We start from the raw sequence: 20,898 nt of genomic DNA, 5'->3' as shown, positions 1-20,898 counted from the left end.
TCAGGGATCTAGATGGTGGTCCCTTGCTCTTTTGTGGCTTTGGCCTCAGGGATCAAGATGGTGGTCCCTTGCTCTTTTGCCGCTTTGGCCTCAGGGATCAAGATGGGTGGTCGCGGCTTTGTGACGTCGTGATTCAGCGACGTCCCGATCAGCGCAGGATGCCGGCGGCGCGGGCGGCCTTGATCCAGGACGGGAACTCTTGCAGCACCCGGTCGTACAGTTCCTGATCGCTGATGCGGTCGATATCGTCGACGGCGAAGAATCCGACGTTGTCGACGCGGCGGCCGGCCATTTCGTCGAACCGTTGCAGCACACCGTAGTTGGCGTTGCCGAGTCCGATGAACTGCCAGAAGACGGGTTGTTCGACGGCATCTCGCAACTGTCGTTCGATCTCGTCGTTGCGGTACACACCGCCGTCGGAGAAGAACAGGACGAGGGTGGGATGCGGAATCGGGTTGCACGCCACGTAATCCCGGATCTCGCCGATCACCTTCTGTTCCTCGTTGCCGAAACCCACCTTCGACATGTCGATCTGTCCGGCGGCCATTTCCTTCTGGCGCTTCTTCTTCCGGAAGCCGCCGAACATGGTGCCGAGCCGCACGTGCAGCGGAATCCATTGCGGCAGATCGCCGAGCTGGACGTCGGGTAGCCGGGCGGGATTGGTGGCGAAGGTCCACGCCTGCATGGTGGCGTCGTCGTCGAGGACAGCGGACACCGCGGCGACGCGTTCGACGCAGGTGGCGACGGTGCCACCGGAGTACAGACCGGCCATCGACCCGGACGCGTCCAGGACCAGGATCACCCGGGCCACGATCGGTTCGGTGGCGCCGGCTTTGCGTAGGGAGACCGCGATCTGCTCTTTGCGCAGGCTGAGCCGCTTACGCATGTCGACGGGCAGCCGTTCCTCGCCTTTGGAGAAGTTGATCTGCGACGGTGCCTGGTTCGCGGCGGCCGGTGGGGGTGGAACGGCCACAGCCGGCTGATGCGTAGCCGGAACAGCCTGCCGGGGTGGAATCGGCGCAGCCGCGGGGGCCGGTTCGTCGTCGATGCTGATGCCGAAATCCGTTGCCAGTCCGTCCAGTCCGGAATCGTAGCCCTGCCCGACGGCCCGGAACTTCCACTGCCCCCCACGCCGGTAGAGCTCGCCGCCGACGAATGCGGTTTCGGTGGTGGCGGTCATCGGGAAGCGCGCGACCTCCCGGCCGGTGGCGTCGACGAGCGTCAGGCACAGGTCCGGGACCTGCCCGAAGGTGCCGCCGTCGGCCGATGCGGCGAGCACGATCCGATCGATCGCCGGTTCGATGCGGGCGAGGTCGATGTCGATCACATCGAAGCATCCCGATTGGACCGCCCCGGACTTGCCGACATGCCGCACCGCACCGGAGGCGTGGTGCGGTTGGTTGTAGAACACGAAGTCGGCATCGTCACGGACCGAGCCTGCCGCAGTGAGCAGGAGTGCCGACGCGTCGACGTCGGGACAGCCCGGTCCGGGCCGCCAGCCCAGCGCCGCGCGGACCTGCAGGACGTCGAGGCTGATGTTGGCGCCTTTGCTGAGGGTCGTCACCGCTCACATCTTGCCAGGTACGGGCCACGCCGGGTACGTACGAATGACGGACTTGTCACAGCCGGACGCCGCTGAAGACGACCTCGCGAGTGATGCCGCCGGTCTCGACGGTCTGCGTGACGGTGCCGTCGGGAGCGATGTGGACGCCGGTGGTGGGCCGGCCGTCGAAGGTGAAGTGGTAGATGAAGAGATTCCCGTTGTAGGCGATGACCGTGGTCCGGTAGATGCCGGCATCGGTGTCGTATCGCACCACGGTCTGGTACTTGGTGCCGTCCGCGCCGATGACCGGCGTGCCCACCGGGATTCCGTCGACGGTGTAGGAACCCTGGGGACCGAGCGCGATGTTGATCCGGCGGATATAGGTCTTCCCCGTGGACTCGTCGCCCTCGGTTGTCGTCACCCACAGGTATGTGTCGTCACCGACGACCTGGCTGGTGGCGGTTCCGCCGACCTGATAGACATCGGAACCGTTGAGCCGGCGGACAATGGTGTTCGTCCCGGTGATCACCTGATACAGATTGCCGTCGGCCGCCAGGACGGGGCCGCCGATAGGTTCGCCCGGGATGACGACGGTGCTGCTGGGCGGAAACGCGTCGAAATTGACCGAGTGGATGTGGGTCACGTAGGTGCCGGGGGTGGCGCCGTCGGTCCTGGTGACGAAGTACCCCTGGTTGGTTCCGGGAAGAAAGACCACATCGCCTGACGGCGTGCCTTCGACGTCGAAGTAGCCGACATAGCCCCAGTCGTAATTGAATCTGTTGATCTGCGTGTTGCCGTTGTCCAGCCTGGTGAGGATATAGACGGTGCCATCATCATCGAAATAGGCTCCACCGTAAGGGCTTCCGTCGGCATCGAGGTCATCCGGCGAGGTCAGCGTGGCCGAGTAGCGGTACAGCGTCGTCTCGTCGGTGTTCGCTATGTAGCCGACCTGGTACACCGACCCGTCGGGGCCGACATACACCGTCCCTACCGGAACCCCCGCTGCGTTGACGGCCTTGACCACACCGGCGGCCGGGTCGAGGATCGACACTCGGGTCTTCATGTTGCCGGCCACCACCCGTTCGGTGGTGAGGTAGATCTTTCCGTTCGGTCCGATCACGACGGGACCGACCGGCTTTTCGTTGGTGATGGAGTGGAGCCTGCCGATGCCGTCGGCGCCGATCACGTAGACGGCGGTGTCGTTGGCGGCGGACATTACTTGGTAGGCATTGCCGGTCGAGTCGAACCGCAGGTTCCCCACCGGGGTGTGGCCGGCGCGATAGTAGTAGTACGGCATGACCTCGGTGAGTGGCCCGCCGAAGCTGGTGATGTAGGTCCGGCCCGCGTTGTCGGTGCTGGTCTGGTAGGCGACTCCGTTGGGGCCCAACTGAATCCCGCCGAGCGGGCTGCCGGCGACGACGTTCGTGGTGGTGGCCCGGGTCACCGGATCGATGTAGGTGACATATGTTGTGCCCGTTGCCAAATCACGGGTGGTGAAGTAAGTGCGGCCGTTGGTGGAGGTGGCCGCCTGTCCGACGGGTTCGCCGGGGACGGCGATCGGGGCGATACCGATGGTGACGGTCTGGGTGTCGGTGCCGCCGTTGCCATCGTCGACGGTGATGCTGAGCGTTTCGGCATGTGTGGCCGGGTCCTCGCCGGCGAACGACGCGTTCCACCGGGCCGCCGCAGTGGGGGGGAAGGTGTACGTGCCGTCGCCGTTGAGGGTGAAGGTGCCCCTGTCGGTGGTGAAAGTGTTTGCAGTGCTGGTATTTCCGTTGACGGTGTAGGTGAGCGGATCGTTGTCGGGGTCGGTGGCGGAGATGGTGCCGGTGGCGATTCCGGTGATCGGGTTGACCGTGGTGGGCGGATTGACCGTGAGCGTCGGGGCGTCGTTGGTGTGGACGGCATCGACGACCACCGAGACGGTGGTGGTCGTGGTGTGCCCGGTCTGCCCGAGCCAGAACGGAATGGCGAAATGATGGTGATGTGGCCCGGTCGCATCGGAGACGGTGACGGTGAATGTGTCCGTCCCACCGTTGTCGAGGAGTCCCTGGCCGGGGGTGTAGACGAAGGTGCCGTCGGCGTTGACGACGACGCCGCCCGCGGTCGGGCCTGTGGTGACCTGGTAGCTGATCGGATCGCCCTCGTGGTCGGTGGCGTTGAGATTGCCTGTGACCACGCCTGTTTCGGGATCGGAGGTGGTGACGACGGGTGCGGCGACCGGCGCCTGGTTGTGCCAGTGCTCCTGATGCCGCCGGATGATCCACAGCAGCGTCCAGGCGATCGGATTGCTGGGTGCCGGGGAGTTGCCGCCACTGAGCAGCGGAAGGCCGAACAATGTCAGGAGACCGAGTGCGGAACTGAGCGGGGCGCTACTCAGTGATGGTGAGACCGGTGCCATCGGCATGCTTGATGGCGACGAAAATGATTGCGGTGCAACGGGTAAAGATGACACCGTTGCCAACGGTGGGGTGATCGCAGTGATCTTCCCGTTGTCGGCGCCCTCTGCACCGGGGCCACCGGGGCCTGGGTTGTCGGATAGCAGTGCGTCATCGGTCAACTGGGCATCATCGGTCAACTGGGCACCATCGGGCGAAGACTTTGCATCCCGTGATGTGGTGGATCCGGAATCGACCGGTTCATCGGCGGCGCCGCCGGTCACCGGTGGCTGCCACAGCGGTGTCGAAGGTCCGTCAACGGCGCCGACGGACGGCGCAGCCGGATTCTGCGGTGCTTCCGGCTTTGTGGCGGGCGTCAGCGGGGTGTCGGTGCCTCCGGTGTTGGTGCCTCTGGTGTCCGCGTCGCCGGAATCGCCTGCGTCAGAACCTTGTTCTTGTTCACTCTCGCCGGAAATGGCACCGTCGACGGTCTGCCCGGTGGCGTCGGTGGAGCCGGGGTTCGTGGAGCCGGGGTCGGTGTCATCTGATTCGCCGCCCGCAGTCCCCGAATCCCCGGATTCCGAGCCCCCGGAGGCGGGCTCGCTGCCACCCGAGCCGGTGCCTCCCGAATCGCCTGTACCGGAACCGTCACTGCCGGAACCGGATTCAGCGGATGCGGATTCGCCGGACGATGGTGCGCCGGACGTGGCGGATTCGCCGGACGATGGTGCGCCGGACGTGGCGGATTCGCCGGACGACGGTGCGCCGGACGAGGCGGATTCGCCGGAATCCGTCACCGACGTGCTGGTGGACGTGGCGCCCGTCGACTCGCCGGAGCCGTAGGAGTCGGCCCGGGCGGTGCCGTTGCCGCCGAGCAGGACGATGCTCACGCCCGCCGCTGCTGCGATCAGTCGGGTTCGGTGGCTGTAGGTTCTCATGGCTGGGGACCTTCTGATCGGGGCCTTCGTATCTGGGGACCTGGCGCGTTCGGAGATCTGGCGCATTGGGTAAGGCTGCACGTTCACTGTCCGCCTCCGCGCCGTCGCGGTCGTCTGTGTCATGACGGAGATCGCAGCGCCAAACAGGTTCGGTGTTGTTCCATCCCGCTAACGACCAGGACACATCCGTTTAACGGGTGCGGTCTGATATGGATACCGAACTTGGGGACACCACAGAGAGGTCGTGACCGATGTCCGAAAGCCTGTCCGGAAAGATCGTCCTGTCCGGAAACCAGTACGGCAAGGCCGAGAATCGGGTGGTCCGGATCGTCCGCGACACCGCTCGCCACGAGATCCGGGATCTGAACGTATCATCTTGTCTGCGTGGTGATTTCACCGACGCCTATCTGACCGGTGATCAGAGCAAGGTGCTGCCGACCGACACGCAGAAACAGACCGCGTACGCCTACGCCAAGAAGGTCGGCATCAGTTCGCCCGAGGAGTACGCGCTGGCGCTGGCCACGCACTACGTCGACGACATCGAACCGGTCGACGAGGCGCTGATCGAGGTGGAGGAGTTCGCGTGGGAGCGGGCGATCGTCGACGGCGAGGAACATCCGCATACGTTCGTGAAGGCGTCGGCAGAGGTGCGCACCGTGGCCGTCACCCACAACAAGGAGCACACCTGGGTCGTCTCGGGTGTGAAGGACTTCGTGCTCCTCAAATCCACGGGCAGCGAGTTCAAGGGCTTCTTCGTCGATCCGTACACGATCCTGGAGGAGACCGACGACCGCGTGATGGCGACGTCGCTGGTGATGCAGTGGCGGCTGGTGGGTACCGATCCAGGTGAACTCGGCTTCGACGGTCTGTTCGCCCGGATCCGCGACATCGCGATCGCCAAGTTCGCGACCGTCCACTCACTCGCCCTGCAGCAGACGCTGCACCGCATCGGCGAGGCGATCCTGGAGGAGTTTCCGCTGGTCGCGGAGGTGCGGATGTCGGCACCCAACAAACACCACTTCGTCTACGACTTCTCCGCGTTCGACGACGTCGAGAACAACAAGGAGGTGTTCCACGCCGACGACCGCCCGTACGGCCTCATCCAGGCCGCGGTCTCCCGCGAGGACGCTCCCGACGCCGGCCCGGCCTGGGTCACTTACCGCAACTGGCTATAGATTCGTGGAAGTTCGTCGGCCGGGCACCGGAGTTCTGGATCGAGGTCAGATCCGGTTTCCGTCGAGGATTACGTAACGGGTGATTCCGTCGGCGTGGACGACCTGGATGATCGTGCCGTCGGATAGCCGTTGCGGCGGGCCGGTGTGTTTGCCGGGAATGGAACGGACGTCGAGCAGATGATCGCCGTAGCGCACGACGTTGGTGGTGTACCGGTCGGTGCCGGGGTCATAGCGCAGCAGGGTGAGGTAGTACGTGCCGTCGGCACGGGTCACCAATGTGGGAGTACCACTGCCGGAGGATATCTGGGGTACGCCGAACTGAAGGTCGGTGAAACTCATGGTGCCCCCGGCCACGAAGGAATGCGGGTTGAACCACACCAGGCTGGTGCCGTCGGTCGCGGGATCGCCGCCCGAACTAAGCAGGTAGACGTTGCCGTCGCGGAAGATCGCGGGCCCGGCGGGTGCGTTGGTGGAGATCGTTCTGCCCACCGCGTGGGTTGCCCGGTCGATGATCACCAGTGTGCGGCCGCCGCTACCGGTTGCGACGTTCTGATACAGATAGCCGTCCTCGCCCTGTCCTTCCAGTACGGCCAGTTGTATTGCGCCCAAGGCAGTTCCGTCGATGGTGACGGTCTTGTTCCGGCCCGAGGGGTCGACCGCGTTGACGATGGTGCTGCCGTCGTACTCGGTGGTGACGTATATGCGGGGACCGGCTGCCGGGTCGGCGACGGCGTCGCCGATCGGCCTGCCGAGCAGGTCTGTCGTCACGGCCGCGGATACCCCGAGCGGATGTTTGTGCTGATGGAGTGCGCTGTTGCCGTCCGGAGTGGTGGTGACCAGATAGAGGACCTTCCCGACGCTGCTGAACCGCGGCTTTCCGTGCGGCCGTCCGGCGAATGCGCCGATAGGGTCCGTCATCGAGACTCTCATGCGGTGTCCTCAGGGCTCAGAAGCGTGGGGGCTCAGAAGAGTTGGCGGGCTCAGGACGGTTGGGTCACTGGAACGTCAGGTGGTCGTCGCGCCGCGGGACACCCGGGGTAGCCTCCCGCGGTGCGACGACTCACACAACTGTGCCAGCCAACGGACGCACAGAAATCCGTCACATGACGGATATTCGAGCGCCAAAGGCGCGCGGATCGCTATCGTCCTGCGACGAAAGCGGCCAGTTCGACGCGCGTGCGCAGACCGAGCTTGGTGAGTGCGTGCGACACGTGCGTTTGCACGGTGCGTGTCGAAATATGCAGGCGTTCGGCTATTTCCGGTCCATTACACCCGTCGCCGACCAATTCGGCAATGGCCCGTTCGGTCCGCGTCAGGGCATCCCAGCCTGTCTGTGGCCGCTCCCGGGTGGCGCTGGGGGTCAATCGCAGGCCGTGTGGGCGCAGCCGCGAACACAGGCGTTCGGAGATTGTTACCGCACCCATCCCCTGGGTCAGAACCAGTGTCTCGTGGGCGATGCCGCGGGCGAGGGCCTTGTCGCCGGCCGCCGCCGCGGCGCAGGCGGCCTCCTCGAGCGCCCGGACCCGGCCGACCTGAAAGCCCACCGCGTCATGGGCTTCGGCGGTGCTGCGCGCGGCAGCGACAACCGTCATCGGGTCGGCGCCCGAGAGCGCCGTGGCCGCGATGGCGTTTATGAGATCGACATCGCTTGCAGCCCAATCTGATTGCGGGTAAGGCTGCGAATCAAGGTCGTCGACCAGGCGGTGCAGCAGTGCCTCGTCGCCGGCGCGCAGCCCGATGCGGGCGCATTCGAGGCCGAATTCGGGCATCCACATGTAGGCGCCATGCGTGTGCGCGCGGTCCCACACCTTCATCGCCGCGGTGGCCGCCGGCCGCAGTTTGCGGGTCGCTTCGAGCAACTGGACGGCGGTGGCGTCGATCATCGGGATGCCGAGCTGGTCGGGGAGTCCGCGGGCGTTCCACTCCTCGATCCGGGTGGCGGCATCGGCGAACTCGCCGGTGAGGATCGCGGCGTGGATGCGTCCGCCGACGGCCAGCGATGTCCAGCCCATGTCGGCGGTGGCCACCCGTTCGAGTCCGGCGTCGAACGAGGCGGCGGCGTCGGTCACCCGCCCCAGGTCCAATTCGATTCCGCCCTGGATGAATTCGTGGTAGGCGATCATCCAGTCGGTGCCCCGGTTGACGCGCAGCCCGGCCACCGATCGCAGCAGGTCGGCGGCCGGTCCCGCGCCGTGGGCATACTGCTCGATCAGCGGCACCCAGATGTCGGCGTCGGAGGCACTGTGCTCGCCGCGGGCGCCCTCGTCGGCATCCCGGCGGGATGCGATCAGGATCAAGCGCAGCGACTCGTGCAGGTCGCCGAGCATCATGCGACGCAGCGACTCGGCCACCACCCCGGACAACGGCCGGGAGTGCGCGTGGGCCACGTCGAAAAACGGTTGGCGCGGAACAGGTTCGGCACCTTCCATGATGCCGACGTACCGGCGCAGGTCGGTGAGTTCGGTGATGGTCTCCTCGTCGAGGGGTAGCGCCAGGGTCTGGTCGATCAGCTCGCGGGCGCGCACCGTGTCACCTTTGGTGATGACGGCGAACAGCAGCACCTGGTGCAGGTCGGTGATCTCCTCGACGGTGGTGGCGTGGGCCAGGCCCTCTTCGGCGACCTGTGCCGCGCGGGTGAATTGTCCGGTGCGGGTGAGGGCCGTGGCGAGGTTCAGATGCATCGCCCGCAGGTTCTTCGAGGCCGTCACGTCGGCGGGCAGGGTGTCGAGCAACTCGACGGTCATCGCCGGGACATGGCCGAGTTCGCGCTGGGCGGCCGCGACTGCCGCCGCACTGCGGTCGGCGTCGGTGCCGGCGGCGACCGTGTGATGCGCCACGACCTGCGTTCTGCGCCCGGCGCCCGGGTGATCGGCAACGGCCTGATGCAGGACGGTGCGCAGTGCCGGCGCGAGCCGTTCGTACGTGACGTCGGCGTACAGATCGTGGGTGAAGTGCAGCGTGTCGCCGGGACCGGTGCCCACCACACCGGCGTCGATGCTGGTCTGGGCGGCACCGACGAGGCCGACCGGGGACGAACCGTCGAGGGCGGCGATCTCGGCGAGCGTGGCCGGACCGCCCCATACGGCGAGCTTCTGGGTCAGTTCGCGGGCCGCGGGATCCAGTAGCGCCAGATGAGATCCGATCGCTTCCTTGATACCGGCGTGGACGCCCGCGACGCCGTCCGGATCGACCGTGGCGACACCGTCGATCACATGTAGGCCGCCGGTTTGGCGCAATGACCGCAGCAGCGAGAGTGCGTGCATGGGATTGCCGCCCGAACGCTCGAGGACCGCCCCGACACCGGCACCGGGAGTGGCATGCAGGGTCCCGGCAGCCAGGCTGATCAGTTCCGCCTTCGACATCGGCGGCACGTACCATTCGCGGACATCCGGCAGGGACAACAGGCGGGTCAGCTGTTCGCGGGCAGGTAGCTGCCGACGGGTCAGGATCAGCACGAGCGGCAGATCGCGGGCGGCGCCGGTGAGCCTGGTGAAGAGTTCGAGGCTGGCGGCATCGGCGTGGTGGGCGTCGTCGACGGCCAGCACGACGGGCCCCAGGGCACACATGTCGTCGACGCACGTGTAAAGGTCGTCAGCGAGATCGTCGGGGACGGGGGCGTACATGTCACGGCCGAGCAGGGCCGCGGCGACGGCGTAGGGCCTGCGCCAGGACAGGTCGTCGGCCTCCGCGCGGCGCACCGTGCAGACTGCCCCGCCGAGTCGTAGCGCGGATTGAGTGGGCAGGGCGTCGAGCAGCTCGCGCAGGATATGGGATTTTCCGGTGCCGGGCCCTGCGGTGATCACCAGCGTCCGGTGCGCGCGGGGGACGCCGTTGAGGGCTGCGGTGAGCGCGTCGGTGAGTTCCGCGATCGTCGCCGACCGGCGGGAACTCTGCGGCGCGGGCACGCGAACAGTGTAGTCACCGTTCACATTCGGCCGGTGCATACCTGCAAGTTTGTGATAGCGAATCGAAAGTGGGGACGATCACAGTGGCGCAGGTCACAAGGTCCCGTCGCTGTTCCGGGGGATCAGCAGTGCGATTCCGAATCCCAGGAACGAGGCGCCGGCACCGATCACGAAGCACCAGCGGAACGCCGACTGGTCGGGGTAGTGGTGGCCGGCGACGGTGACCGTGGAACCGGTCAGCACCATGGCCATCACCGCCGACGCCGATGTCGTTCCGATCGACCGCATCAGGCCGTTGAGGCCGACGGCCGCACCGGATTCGGCGGCGGGCACGTTGTCCATGATGAGTGTGGGCATCGCCGAGTAGGCGACGCCGACGCCCGCCGCGCAGACGACGGTGGCGGCCATGATCTGCAGCGGTGTGTCCATCAGGAACAGGGCCAGAACATATCCGGCGCCGAGCAGCGCGGCGCCGATCAGGAAGGCGGACCGGCCGCCGATCCGCCGGATCAGCGTCCCCGACACCGGCGACATCAACAGCATCATGCCGCCGAACGGCGCCATCCACAGACCGGCCTGCAGTACGGTCTGGCCCAGCCCCGCGCCGGTAGCGGTCGGTGATTCCAGCAGCAGCGGGATGGCGACGGACTGCGCCATCATCCCGAATCCGACGGCGATCGAGGAGATGTTGGTGCACAGAACCGCCGGACGGGCGGTGGTGCGCAGGTCGACGAGCGGGTCGTCGTGGCGCAGTTCGTACCAGCACCACACCAGTAGGACGACCAGCCCGCCGGCGAGCAATGCCAAGGTGATCGGTGCCGACCAGCCCCAGTGGTTGCCTTTGGTGATCGCGGTCAGCACAGCGATGAGACCTGCCGACAATCCGAGCGCGCCGATCAGATCGAGCCGTCCGCCGACGGCGTCGTCGATGTGCGGGACCACCACCAGCGTGAGCGCCAGGACGATCACACCGAGTCCCCCCGACATCCAGAACAACACATGCCAATCGGCGGACTCGCTGATCCATGCGGCCAGCGGCAGGCCGATGCCGGCACCGACACCCATCGTCGCCACCGCCATCGACGTCAGATGCTCGGGGCGGCACCACCGAGCAGCGTGGCGGTGATGACCCACGACGCGTTCTCGATGGTCGTGCCGAGGGTGGTGGGCAGTTCCGGCTGGATCGGGATGATCAGTGTCTGCATCACCGCCGCGACCAGGCCACCGAAACACAGCACCGCGACAATCGCGAGGGCCCGCCCGGCACTGACATCTGCGCGCGGGACAGCCACGTCGTCGGGGTGGTCTCCGGTCGGATTCTTGTCGGCGAGATTGCTTGGTGCCGACGCTATTTCGGGGTCCCGTGCTGGTAACGACATGGCACCTCCTGGCAAGCACACTACACAGGGGTCGTCATCGCGCCCGGCGCAGTGTTCGGCCGTCGTGCCCGCGCCGGGTGACGGGCTGGGCTACACCCGGGTACGCCTATGCCCAGGACCGCATGGTGTCGACGATCGGGGTGGTGGGCCGGCCGAGAATCCGGGACAGGTCGCCGGTGGTCAGGGAGAGCTGATCGTCTCGGGTGCCCTCGTTCAGGCCCACGACGAGATCGACCACCGGTGCGGGCAACCCGGCGGCAGCCAGCGCGACCCGCTCCTCGTCGACGGTGATCGCCTTGTATTCGATCGGCTTGCCCAGCACCTGCGATGCGGCCTCGGCGAACTCCGGCCACGTCCAGGCTGTGTCTCCGCTGACCTCGTACACCTTGCCGTCGTGGCCGTCGGTGGTGAGGACGATGGCGGCGGCCTCGGCGAAGTCGGTGCGCGGGGCGCTCGCGATACGGGCGGTGGCGCCGACGCTGTTGGCGATGACGCCGGTGGCCTGCGCGACACCGAAGTCGGGCTGGTAGTTCTCGGTGTACCAGCCGTCACGCAGGATGGTGGTGGTCAGGCCCGATGCGGCGAGGTATTCCTCGGTCGCCTTGTGTTCGGGCGCCAGGACCAGGGTGCTGACGTCCGCCCGCGGGGCCGACGTGTAGGTGATGCGGCGAACCCCGGCGGCGACGGCGGCATCGATGGCGGCCCGGTGTTGCGGAAGCCGTTTGCCCACTTCGCTGCCCGAGATGAGGAACACCTCGTCGGCGCCCTGCAGTGGCGCGGCCAGCGTCGATGCGTCGTCGAGGTCGATGGTGAAGGTGGCCACGCCCGCGTCGGCGAGTTCGGCGAGGCGTTCGGGGTTGCGTCCGAGGGCGCGGATCCGGTCGGCGGCCACACCGCGGGCCAGCAGTGCGTCGATGGTGAGACGGCCGAGTTGTCCGGTGGCTCCGAAAACGGCGATGGTCATGATTGCTCCTTACTGTGCCGCTCGGGCGGCGCGGATGGATGGGGTGTGGCGGGCCCAGAATGTGTTGGGCTCAGAATGCGTTGGGGCCGAACCGCATGACGGCGACGAACAGCGCGAGCGCCAGCAGTACGACGTTCACGACGATCGCCTGCGTTTCGCCACGACGGCCGTGGACCACCGCGGCAAGCACCATGGTTACGGCTAGGCAGACGGCGGCGATCGGGGTGAGGACCGCGGCGATGCCGGTGGCGCCGGGCAGGATCAGGCCGATGGCGCCGAGGATCTCGGCGATCCCGATGAAGCGGATGGTGCCGAGCGAAAAGTCGTTCACCCATGGCAGACTCGCGGCGAGCTTCTCCTTCGGCTGGGTCGCCTTCATCAGGCCGGACGCGACGAAGACCGCGGCGAGCACGCCGGCGATGATCCACAGAAGAATGTTCATATCGAGCTCCCTACTTGAATGTTCAAGATGAAACTCTAGCAGATCTTGTTGAAGCGTCAAGTAGCGTTAGGATGTCGGTATGACCGCAGAAGACGACACCCCGTGGCTCACCCCCGAGGAGCGCGGCGCGTGGCTCGCCGTCGCTGCGTTGATGGTCCAGTTGCCCACCGCCCTCGACGCGCAACTCGAACGAGATTCCGGGCTGAGTATGTTCGAATACATGGTGCTCTCGGTGCTGTCCGAACAACCGGACCGGACGATGCAGATGACCGAGATCGCGCGGTTCGCGTCGTCGTCGCTGTCACGTCTCTCGCACACCGCCAAAAGGCTGGAAAACGCCGGCTACCTGACCCGGCGCCAGGTCCCCGGCGGCGGACGACGCACCAACGCCACCCTGACCGACGCCGGCTACGCGAAGGTCCAGCTGACCGCCCCCGCCCACGTCCGCGAGGTGCGGCGCCTGCTCATCGACACCCTCGACGCCGACGAGATCCGCGTGCTCGCCGGAATCGGCCGCAAGGTCGTCCACGCCATCGACCCCGACAGGAAATGCGGATAAGTCACTCTGAGGCGACATGTGCTGACTCAATCGTGACGGCTCTGACATCGATGAAGGCTTGCTTCCGGTTCCGGAATCCAGAGTTGTCGGCAATGTGTGTGCGTTGCGCGGTCACTGCGCAGGGGTGGTCGGCAGATCAGCGAGCCGTCGAGCCGGGTACGGCCTCAGGTACTTTGTCGTTGGCTCGTGACAACACCAGAAAGCGGGCGCGGAGAGTCTCGACGGATCGGTCGTACGCGTCTTCCAACTCGACCACCCTGGTTCCGTGCGCCGGACATTCCCGAGATTCTTCGGTGCACTCGGGACCTGAACATTCACGCCATGCGCGGACTTTCGAGTCACCGGCACGCCGAACGGCGAGAAGTTCGTCATCGAGCAGGAAGTCGACGGGGGGTGCGGCGGGGGGGCTTTCGAGCCAGGCCAGCGCGCCCCGTTTGGTCTGGGCGGTCGACCCCCAGGCACGGGCCTCGATCAGATGCACCTCGACCTCGTCCGGGTCGCCGCCGACGTTGCGTACGTGGAGCGCCGATTCGCTCCACACCGACGACTGGTCGTCGTCGTGCGCGATCAGCGCGTCGATGTAGTCGGGATCGTTGCCGAGGGCGAACGCGATCTGCGCGGGTGTGAGGCACCCCGGTGGTTGTTCGAGATGCATGAGAGTGAGCGCCTCTCGACCGACGTTCAAGTCGATGTCGTCGGGGTCCGCGGCGGGACCGGCCTTATAGACGTTGTTGTCCTTCACAGTCGCAATGTAGCTGCGGCCTCGGACATTCTCCTCAATGATGCTCTCGGGTCTGATAGACCCGAAGGCATGGTTTCGGATCGGGTGTTCGGTGCGGTGACGGTTCTCGAAGGGCAGGAGCGTGGGGCGTTCCCGTATGGCAATTCGGTGCTGGTGGCCGGGTCGGCGCAGCAACTGTTGATCGATCCGGCACTAGGTGTCGACGGGTCGGTGCGGGCCGATGCGGTGGTGATCAGTCATGCGCACGAGGACCACATCGCCGGGCTGCGGTACTTTTCCGCGCCGGTCTACACGCATCACCGGGATGTCGAAGCTGTTGCGTCGCTGGAGGTTCTGCTCGATTCGTACGGCCTCGACCCGGCCGACCGTCCGGAGGTGGCACGGATCATCGATGAGCAGTTCGGGCTGCCGAGCCGTCATCACGGGGTGCAGGGCGTCGACGACGGCGAGGTACTCGACCTGGGGGATCGCACCGCAACGCTCGTCCACCTACCCGGGCACACGCCGGGACACAGCGGTGTGCTCATCGAACCCGACGGCTTCTTCTATGTCGCCGACATCGATCTGACGTCGTTCGGGCCGCTGTACGGCGACCTGCATTCCAGCGTCGATGACTTTCTCGCCTCGATCGACCGGGCCGGGGCGATCGATGCGCGCTGGTACGGCACCTTCCACCAGAAGGGCGTCGTGGAAGGCGCTGATGAGTTCCGCAAGCGGCTGCGCGCCTACCGCGAGATCATCTTCCGGCGCGAGGAACGGCTGCTGGAGTTCCTGACCGAGCCACACACCATCGGCGAGATTGCCGACTACCGGCTGGTGTACCGCCCCCACGTCGACGCCCCGTACGTGAGTGCCGTCGAGCTACGTACCGCACAACTTCATGTGGAACGTCTGGTCGGTGTGCAGCAGGTGGAACTCGCCGAGCCGGGGCGGTACGTCCGGGTTCGCTGAGGTGCGCGGTGCTCACTCGGCCGTCATATGGACGTTTCGTCCGGCCACCCATCCGCCCCAGGTCTGGGTGCACAGGGCCACCGCGATCACCGAGAATGCCGCCGCCCACGACCCGGTGACATCGTGGACGACGCCGAGCCCGAACGGTCCGGCCGCCGCGAGTACATAGCCGAGACATTGCGCCATCCCCGACACCTGGTTGGTCTGTTCCGCAGACCTGCTGCGGCGCACCATGAACAGCAGGGCCAGGCCGAGCGCCGAGCCGGGGCCGAACAGCACGAGCATGCACCAGAACGCCGCCCATACGTCGGTGCAGAGCAGTCCGAGCAGTCCGGCCGCGCTGCTGCAGACGGTGACGATCCCGGCCCAGCGCTGATCGGCGAATCGGCCGGCGACGATCGGTATCACCAGCGAACCGACGATCGCGGCGAACTGACCGGCGGCGAGGACGGTGCCGGCCTCGGTCCGGTCGTAGCCACGATCGGTGAGGTATGTCGGGATCCATGCCACGAAGGTGTAGAAGACGAACGACTGCGATCCCATGAAAATGGTGATGGCCCAGGCGATCTTGTTTCCCCACAGCGGGGCGGGGCGGATGTATGAACCCGAATGCGTTTGCCGCAGCTGAGGTATCCATACGACGACGGCGACCATCGCCAGAATCACCCACGACGCCAACGCCTTTCGCCAGTCGCCGCCGAACCGGTCGTCGATGGGGACGGTGAACGCCGCCGCCACCGCGGCTCCGCCGGTCATCGTCATCGAATACAGCCCGGTCATCATGCCGGCGCTGTGGGAGAAGTCGCGTTTGATGAGACCGGGCAGAATCACATTGCATACACCGATGGCCGCACCGACTACCGCGGAACCGGCGAACAGCCAGGGCGTTCCGGGGATCGCGCGCAGCATGATGCCGGCGATCAGCACGACCATCGATCCGAAGACGGCGCGTTCGAACCCGAATCGGGCCGCGAGCCACGGCGCGAACGGGGCGACGAGTCCGAAGAACAGGATCGGCAGCGTCGTCAGCAGGCCGGCGGTTCCGCTGCTGAATCCGGTCGAATGCCGGATGTCGGAGACCAGCGGTGCCACGGACACGACCGCGGGCCGTAGATTCGCCGCGACCAGCATGACGCCGACGGCCGTGACGACGATCCACACCGTCGACGGTCTCGACGGTGACTCGTGAACACGCTCCGGCGGCATACCTGCGAGCCTCTCATACCCACGGGTGGTCAGATGGTCAAGCTTGCGCTTGACGCGGCGTCAACCGGCAGGGTGAGTGAGGTACCGAAGAGATGACACTTGATGAAGGGCGGCGACATGACCGGCGAGCAGTGGACGATCCAGGAGGTCGTGCGGTCGTCGGGCGTGACGAGCCGGACGCTGCGTCACTACGAGCAGGTCGGGATACTGCTTCCGACGGGAACCGGCGCCGGTGGGGTGCGGCTCTACGACGAGGATGCACTGGTGCGCCTGCAACGCATTCTTGTGTTGCGGGAGTTGGGAGTTGGGCTCCGCGAGATCGGGGACGTACTCGACGCGGGTGTCGACGCCGTCGAGGCGTTGCGTGCTCATGTCGAGAAGCTCGAATCCGAGCGTGCCCGGCTCGCGGCTGTCGTTGAATCGGTGCGGTCAACCATCAAAGCACTGGAGAAAGGGGAACAGCTCGTGGCTGACACGATGTTCAACGGATTCGACCACACGCAGTACAAGGACGAGGTTGTGGATCGGTGGGGCGAGGAGGCCTATACCGCTTCCGACACCTGGTGGCGGTCGCTCGACGGCGCCGGCCGGAAGGCTTTCGAGGACGAATCATCCTCGCTGATCAAGGGTTTCGCCGATGCTTCGGCGCGCGGGCTCGATGTCCACGGTAGTGAGGTGCAGGCGCTGGCCCGGCGGCAGTACGAATGGATTCGGGCGAGTTGGGGCGGCACGGCCCCGTCGGCCGAGGCGTTCACGGGTCTGGGCCAGATGTACGTCGACGACCCGCGGTTCGGCAAGACCTACTCGGTCGACGGCCGGGAGTTCGCGGCGTTCGTCCGCGACGCGATGGTGGCGTTCGCGGAGAAGGAGTTGTAGTAGGTTTGCAGGTCCTGGGGCAGTGGGGCTCGGGACCTGCGCACTGAATGTAGCCCGGCAGTCCGTCCGAAATCTATTGCTAGACAGTCTAACCCAGGTGGCATGGCCCTGTCTGGCAGTGCGGTACTTCCATTGACGGCGTAGCGGTACAGTTCGCCGTCGAAGAACGCGGTCTCGGTGGCCACCGACGTCGGGAAACGCATCATTCTCCATCCGGTCGCATCGATCAGGGGCAGGCACAGGTCGGGGACCTGACCGAAGGTTCCACCGTCGGCGTAGAACACGAAATCGGCTTCGTCCCGGAGGGTTCCGGCCGTGATGAGTAGCGGTGCCGATGAGTCGATCGCCGGACACCCAGGACGGGACGTCAGCTCAGGGCAACCCGCATTTGCAGGCCGTCGGGATCTTTGGCGACTGTCGTCACCCGTCAATGATGCCGGCTACGTTGCTGGGTGGGGCGGCTGATCAGCCGCCCGGATATCGGCGTCATCGCCTCCCAAGCAGATCGACTATGTGAGGACCCATGGAGTGATCTGACGCCAAAGCTACGGCCGCATCCGCTCTGGTGGCCAGTTCGAGCGGTTCGATGCCGAGAACGATATGAGCATGTGTGATGCGGTCGAGCGTCGCCCCGACCAGCGGAGCAACCACTCGAAGCGTCGAGTCCAAGACGTCTCCCCGAGTTGATCCTCCGTGGACGATGACGTTGCGACACCGGTACATACGACGCAGTGATCCCTCCACGTAGTCGCTGACCTGGGTGAGCATTCCTGTGGGATTCGCGAGAAGTCGGTTCATTCGGGTTACGGCGGCCGCGTCGCTGGGTAGTCGCCAAGTTCGGAGCAGTGGGATCTGTCCAGTGTTACGCAACTGGTCGGCGATGATCTGGGATCTATCCCGATTCGTCTCCGCGACATCAAGACGCGCGGACAACTCGCGGCCGGTTCCCCTTTCTGGGTCGATTCGGTACGACAGGGCGGTCAGTTCAGCTCTTGGCCACGAACATGCGACCAACCGGGCCGCGTGAGTGGCAGCGCCGACTTTGCCCTCCTTCTTGTCGCTGTCCTGAGAGTCGGTCAACAACGCCTCCAGCGCTGCCCACGCACCTGAGATCGCGGGAGCCAGCCCTCCTGAGTTGAGTGGTGCCGCCAGTTCCAGCGCGTCATCGATGGCATGCCGTTCTGCCGCATAGGTTTTCGCGGGGATGACATCGAGCAACTGCCCTTCGGTCACCAGAGACATGATTGCGGCATTGCGGTCGGGAACGCGTAGCTCAATGAAGCGATCTTCTGTCTCGACATACACCTCGCTACTAAACACGATGTGACGGTTCGAATGAGCAAACCGCGCTCGGGCACGCATCCGCTCGATAACCTCGGAAACCAACTCGACGGCGCGCTCAGCATCGCGGGCCTCCACGGTGTAGTTGAATGCGCCGAGCGCCGGTATGGAATCGAGACTTCTCAACTTGTCGGCGATCGGACCCGGTAGACTAGCGTGACGTGTGAAGTGGGGCAGGGGATCTGCCAAGCGGACGATTTCTGGAAGATCGTTCACTCGTACCCAGATACTGAACATGCGGGGACCTTTGTCCGCGAGTTCGGCAGCTTGTACGAGCAAGTCGACGGCGGAGCACTGTGAGTGCTCGCCCAACCAGCGTCGTAGGCCCACGAGACTGTGGCCGGAATCGAGGAGATGGGCCGCAGTTGCGCGAGCCGCACGTTCAGCACCGGGAGGCTCGTCAAGGGCGACCTGCGCTGCCCACCGGTCGAGATATCCGGGCCGCGCGACGTCGATGACATGACGTAGGCGGCGCCGACCATCAGACCGGACGGTGAGGTCTGACCGGAGACACTGGGTCAGCTGCTGTCGGAGCTCTTTGGAGCCGAACGCCGCGTCCTGGCCAAGCCGCGCCTCTAGGCTACGTTGCAACCAGTTAACGGCAGAGGGGCTGAGTACCTGCCGGTCAAGCCATTGTCCGACTTCATGAAGTTCTTCAAGTGTCAGGAATGTACCCACATCCCACAACCGTCGTGACCAGGGAGTTCTCGGGTTGGTGAAGTCCCGGAATCTGGCATTGACGTGCCGACTGTACGCTGAAGCAGGATCAGTACCTGGGCTGCTCAACGACTATCCCCCTGAGTCGTGGAAAAAAGAAGGGGCGCGACCGAAGCCGCGCCCCTTGAGGGTTACTACCCTTGTTTAAGTTCTATGTCCGTTCACTCGGACTCAGCCACTATAGCACGTCAGTGCGCGGGGCCGAAAACTCCAGTCCGGGTAGTCCGGGCCTTGGTTGGGTGGAGTTCTGGTCGTCCGTAGGATCGAGCGCTTGTTGAGTCCTGATTCAGACAAGTCAGGGGCTGCCGGTCACGCCGCGAGCCCCACCCATCACTGTGCACGATTACCTGTGACGCTCAGGCAGTTCCCCATCGACCGATCCACCTGAACCAGCGGTCTGGGACCCGCCCGCTGCACAAAGGCCCATGGCGCCCACACACTCTGATGGCGGCTTGCCTATTCCCGTGTCGGTGGTCGCGCGGGAGCCGGTCGGGACGGTGGTGAGGTGCGGGTGTCGAACTGGGTGCTCGCGAGACGGCGTTCGGTGATGCCGACGAGATCGAGGATGTCGTGGGCCAGGTAGCCGGTGGTTCCGCGTTCGATGACCTTGCGAGTGAGTACTCCTGCGTCCGCGAGTTCTTCGAGTGCGTTGCGGGCGGTGTTGAAGGAGGCGTCGATCAGTCGTTCGGCTGAGCGTGCAGTGAGCACGGGTGCTTCCGGGAGGAGCGACAACATGCGTTGCGCTGCCGAGTTGGCGCGCAGAGTCGTCCGCAGTCCGCGCTCAGCTCTGTTCTGGTGGACCTTGTGATGCCATGCGGTTTCCAGTGCCGAGACATCGGCCGCGAGCTGTGCGGCCTGGTCGATGGTGATGGATGCCGCTTCGACGAAAAACGTCAGCCACGCCGTTTGTCCGTTACCCGCCTCGGCTCGGTCTGCGGGTCCAATGTATCGGTAGCTGTTCAGGCCTTCGACGTATCGGTCACTCAGCGTTGCCAGCACGAGGCTGACGGGCAGGACGGCGTCGGGCGATAGCCCGCCACGCGCCAGGACCGTGTGAATCAGGGCCCTGCCGACTCGTCCGTTCCCATCGGTGAACGGGTGGATCGTCTCGAACTGCGCGTGAGCCAGGCCCGCCTGGATGAGTGGCCCGTGCGAGGCGCCGTTCATGTACCGGACGAGATCATCGACCAGGGTGGGGACCATCTCCGGTGGTGGCGGAACAAACTGCGCGCTCAGTGGATTCCAATTCGAACCTCCGATCCAGTTCTGGACCGTGCGGATTCCTCGATGCCGGTCGTCCGGCAGCAGACCATCGTGCAGCGCCTCGATGTCGGTGATCGTGATGGTTGGTGAGCTCACGAGTTCACCGGACGCTGTGCGCAGGACGGCGATGTTGTTTGCGACCAGTTTCGCCTTGTCGCTGAGACCCCGGACCTTCTCGGTCAGGCCCAGTTCGGCGAGCGCCACCTGCTGCGGCGACGGTGCGATGCCTTCGATCATCGAACTGGAGATGGCCTCCGAACGGGTGAGGAGCCGGGAGATCGCCGCCAGGCCACGTGAGCCGGGGAGCACGGAGAGGCCCCGGATTGCCCGTTCGGCGGCGGCAGCTGATGCTCCGAGGGCGCCATCGAGGGCCAGTGGGCGTCCGCACAGCATGTCGGGGACGTACGCCGAGTATCGGCCACCACGACGGTCTGCCGCGACCAGGCCTGACTGGTCAGCGGGTTGCCAGTGCCGGTGGATGAGTTCGGCCATCGTTGAAGGTTGTGACCTTTCTGTGAA

The 20,898-nt window shown here is 65.7% G+C and carries 14 protein-coding genes and 1 pseudogene; 4 read left to right on the top strand and 11 right to left on the bottom strand.

Translation table 11 applies throughout. The annotated features are described in order from the left end of the window. Nucleotides 1–148: 148 nt before the first annotated feature. Entirely contained in the window at nt 149–1,564 is a 1,416-nt protein-coding gene (locus tag Q0627_RS18980) for a VWA domain-containing protein (RefSeq protein WP_291010874.1), read from the bottom strand. 55 nt (nt 1,565–1,619) lie between these two features. Further along, nucleotides 1,620–4,859, bottom strand: a complete 3,240-nt coding sequence (locus tag Q0627_RS18975) for an Ig-like domain-containing protein (protein WP_298811937.1) — start codon at nt 4,857–4,859, stop codon at nt 1,620–1,622. Nucleotides 4,860–5,110: 251 nt separating this feature from the next. On the opposite strand from Q0627_RS18975, the gene pucL reads away from it, so the two are divergent. Beyond that, nucleotides 5,111–6,034 (top strand): factor-independent urate hydroxylase, encoded by a 924-nt coding sequence (gene pucL / locus Q0627_RS18970; RefSeq protein ID WP_291010869.1) that lies wholly within the window; start codon nt 5,111–5,113, stop codon nt 6,032–6,034. A gap of 45 nt (nt 6,035–6,079) precedes the next feature. Here pucL and Q0627_RS18965 read toward each other — a convergent pair whose 3' ends face one another. From Q0627_RS18965 to Q0627_RS18945, 5 genes and pseudogenes are all read right to left on the bottom strand, one after another. Then, nucleotides 6,080–6,952, bottom strand: coding sequence for a hypothetical protein (locus Q0627_RS18965; protein WP_291010867.1), 873 nt, complete (start codon nt 6,950–6,952; stop codon nt 6,080–6,082). Between the two features lie 221 nt (nt 6,953–7,173). Continuing rightward, the gene (locus Q0627_RS18960) at nt 7,174–9,939 is read right to left on the bottom strand and encodes a LuxR family transcriptional regulator (protein ID WP_291010865.1); all 2,766 of its coding nucleotides are present in this window, start codon (nt 9,937–9,939) and stop codon (nt 7,174–7,176) included. Between the two features lie 93 nt (nt 9,940–10,032). Continuing rightward, nucleotides 10,033–11,318: pseudogene (locus tag Q0627_RS18955) on the bottom strand (MFS transporter). A gap of 106 nt (nt 11,319–11,424) precedes the next feature. After that, nucleotides 11,425–12,282, bottom strand: a complete 858-nt coding sequence (locus tag Q0627_RS18950) for an SDR family oxidoreductase (RefSeq protein ID WP_291010863.1) — start codon at nt 12,280–12,282, stop codon at nt 11,425–11,427. Between the two features lie 70 nt (nt 12,283–12,352). Next, entirely contained in the window at nt 12,353–12,724 is a 372-nt protein-coding gene (locus Q0627_RS18945; protein ID WP_291010861.1) for a DoxX family protein, read from the bottom strand. Between the two features lie 79 nt (nt 12,725–12,803). On the opposite strand from Q0627_RS18945, the gene Q0627_RS18940 reads away from it, so the two are divergent. Beyond that, a complete protein-coding gene (locus Q0627_RS18940) occupies nt 12,804–13,283 on the top strand; it encodes a MarR family winged helix-turn-helix transcriptional regulator (protein ID WP_291010859.1) in 480 nt (159 codons plus the stop codon). Between the two features lie 136 nt (nt 13,284–13,419). Here the strand turns inward: Q0627_RS18940 and Q0627_RS18935 are convergent, their stop codons facing one another. Next, on the bottom strand, nt 13,420–14,025 hold the full coding sequence (locus Q0627_RS18935) for a hypothetical protein (RefSeq protein WP_298811929.1): 606 nt from the start codon (nt 14,023–14,025) through the stop codon (nt 13,420–13,422). A gap of 69 nt (nt 14,026–14,094) precedes the next feature. Between Q0627_RS18935 and Q0627_RS18930 the strand changes: the two genes are divergently transcribed. Next, nucleotides 14,095–14,976: an MBL fold metallo-hydrolase gene (locus Q0627_RS18930; RefSeq protein ID WP_291010855.1), complete on the top strand. Its 882-nt coding sequence runs from the start codon at nt 14,095–14,097 to the stop codon at nt 14,974–14,976. 12 nt (nt 14,977–14,988) lie between these two features. Here the strand turns inward: Q0627_RS18930 and Q0627_RS18925 are convergent, their stop codons facing one another. Continuing rightward, a complete protein-coding gene (locus tag Q0627_RS18925; protein WP_291010853.1) occupies nt 14,989–16,182 on the bottom strand; it encodes an MFS transporter in 1,194 nt (397 codons plus the stop codon). Nucleotides 16,183–16,299: 117 nt separating this feature from the next. Between Q0627_RS18925 and Q0627_RS18920 the strand changes: the two genes are divergently transcribed. Further along, a complete protein-coding gene (locus Q0627_RS18920; RefSeq protein ID WP_291010851.1) occupies nt 16,300–17,058 on the top strand; it encodes a MerR family transcriptional regulator in 759 nt (252 codons plus the stop codon). A 486-nt stretch (nt 17,059–17,544) separates the two neighbouring features. On the opposite strand, the gene Q0627_RS18915 is transcribed toward Q0627_RS18920, so the two are convergent. Together Q0627_RS18915 and Q0627_RS18910 are read right to left on the bottom strand one after the other, a co-directional pair. After that, nucleotides 17,545–19,077 (bottom strand): integrase, encoded by a 1,533-nt coding sequence (locus tag Q0627_RS18915; protein WP_298811926.1) that lies wholly within the window; start codon nt 19,075–19,077, stop codon nt 17,545–17,547. A gap of 495 nt (nt 19,078–19,572) precedes the next feature. Next, on the bottom strand, nt 19,573–20,871 hold the full coding sequence (locus Q0627_RS18910; RefSeq protein WP_291010845.1) for a Fic family protein: 1,299 nt from the start codon (nt 20,869–20,871) through the stop codon (nt 19,573–19,575). Nucleotides 20,872–20,898: the final 27 nt, after the last annotated feature.

The sequence above is a fragment of the uncultured Gordonia sp. genome (assembly GCF_937858515.1).
Classification (GTDB): domain Bacteria; phylum Actinomycetota; class Actinomycetes; order Mycobacteriales; family Mycobacteriaceae; genus Gordonia.
The sequence above is the reverse complement of the archived record's forward strand: the minus strand, read 5'-3'. Positions and strand labels throughout refer to the sequence as shown.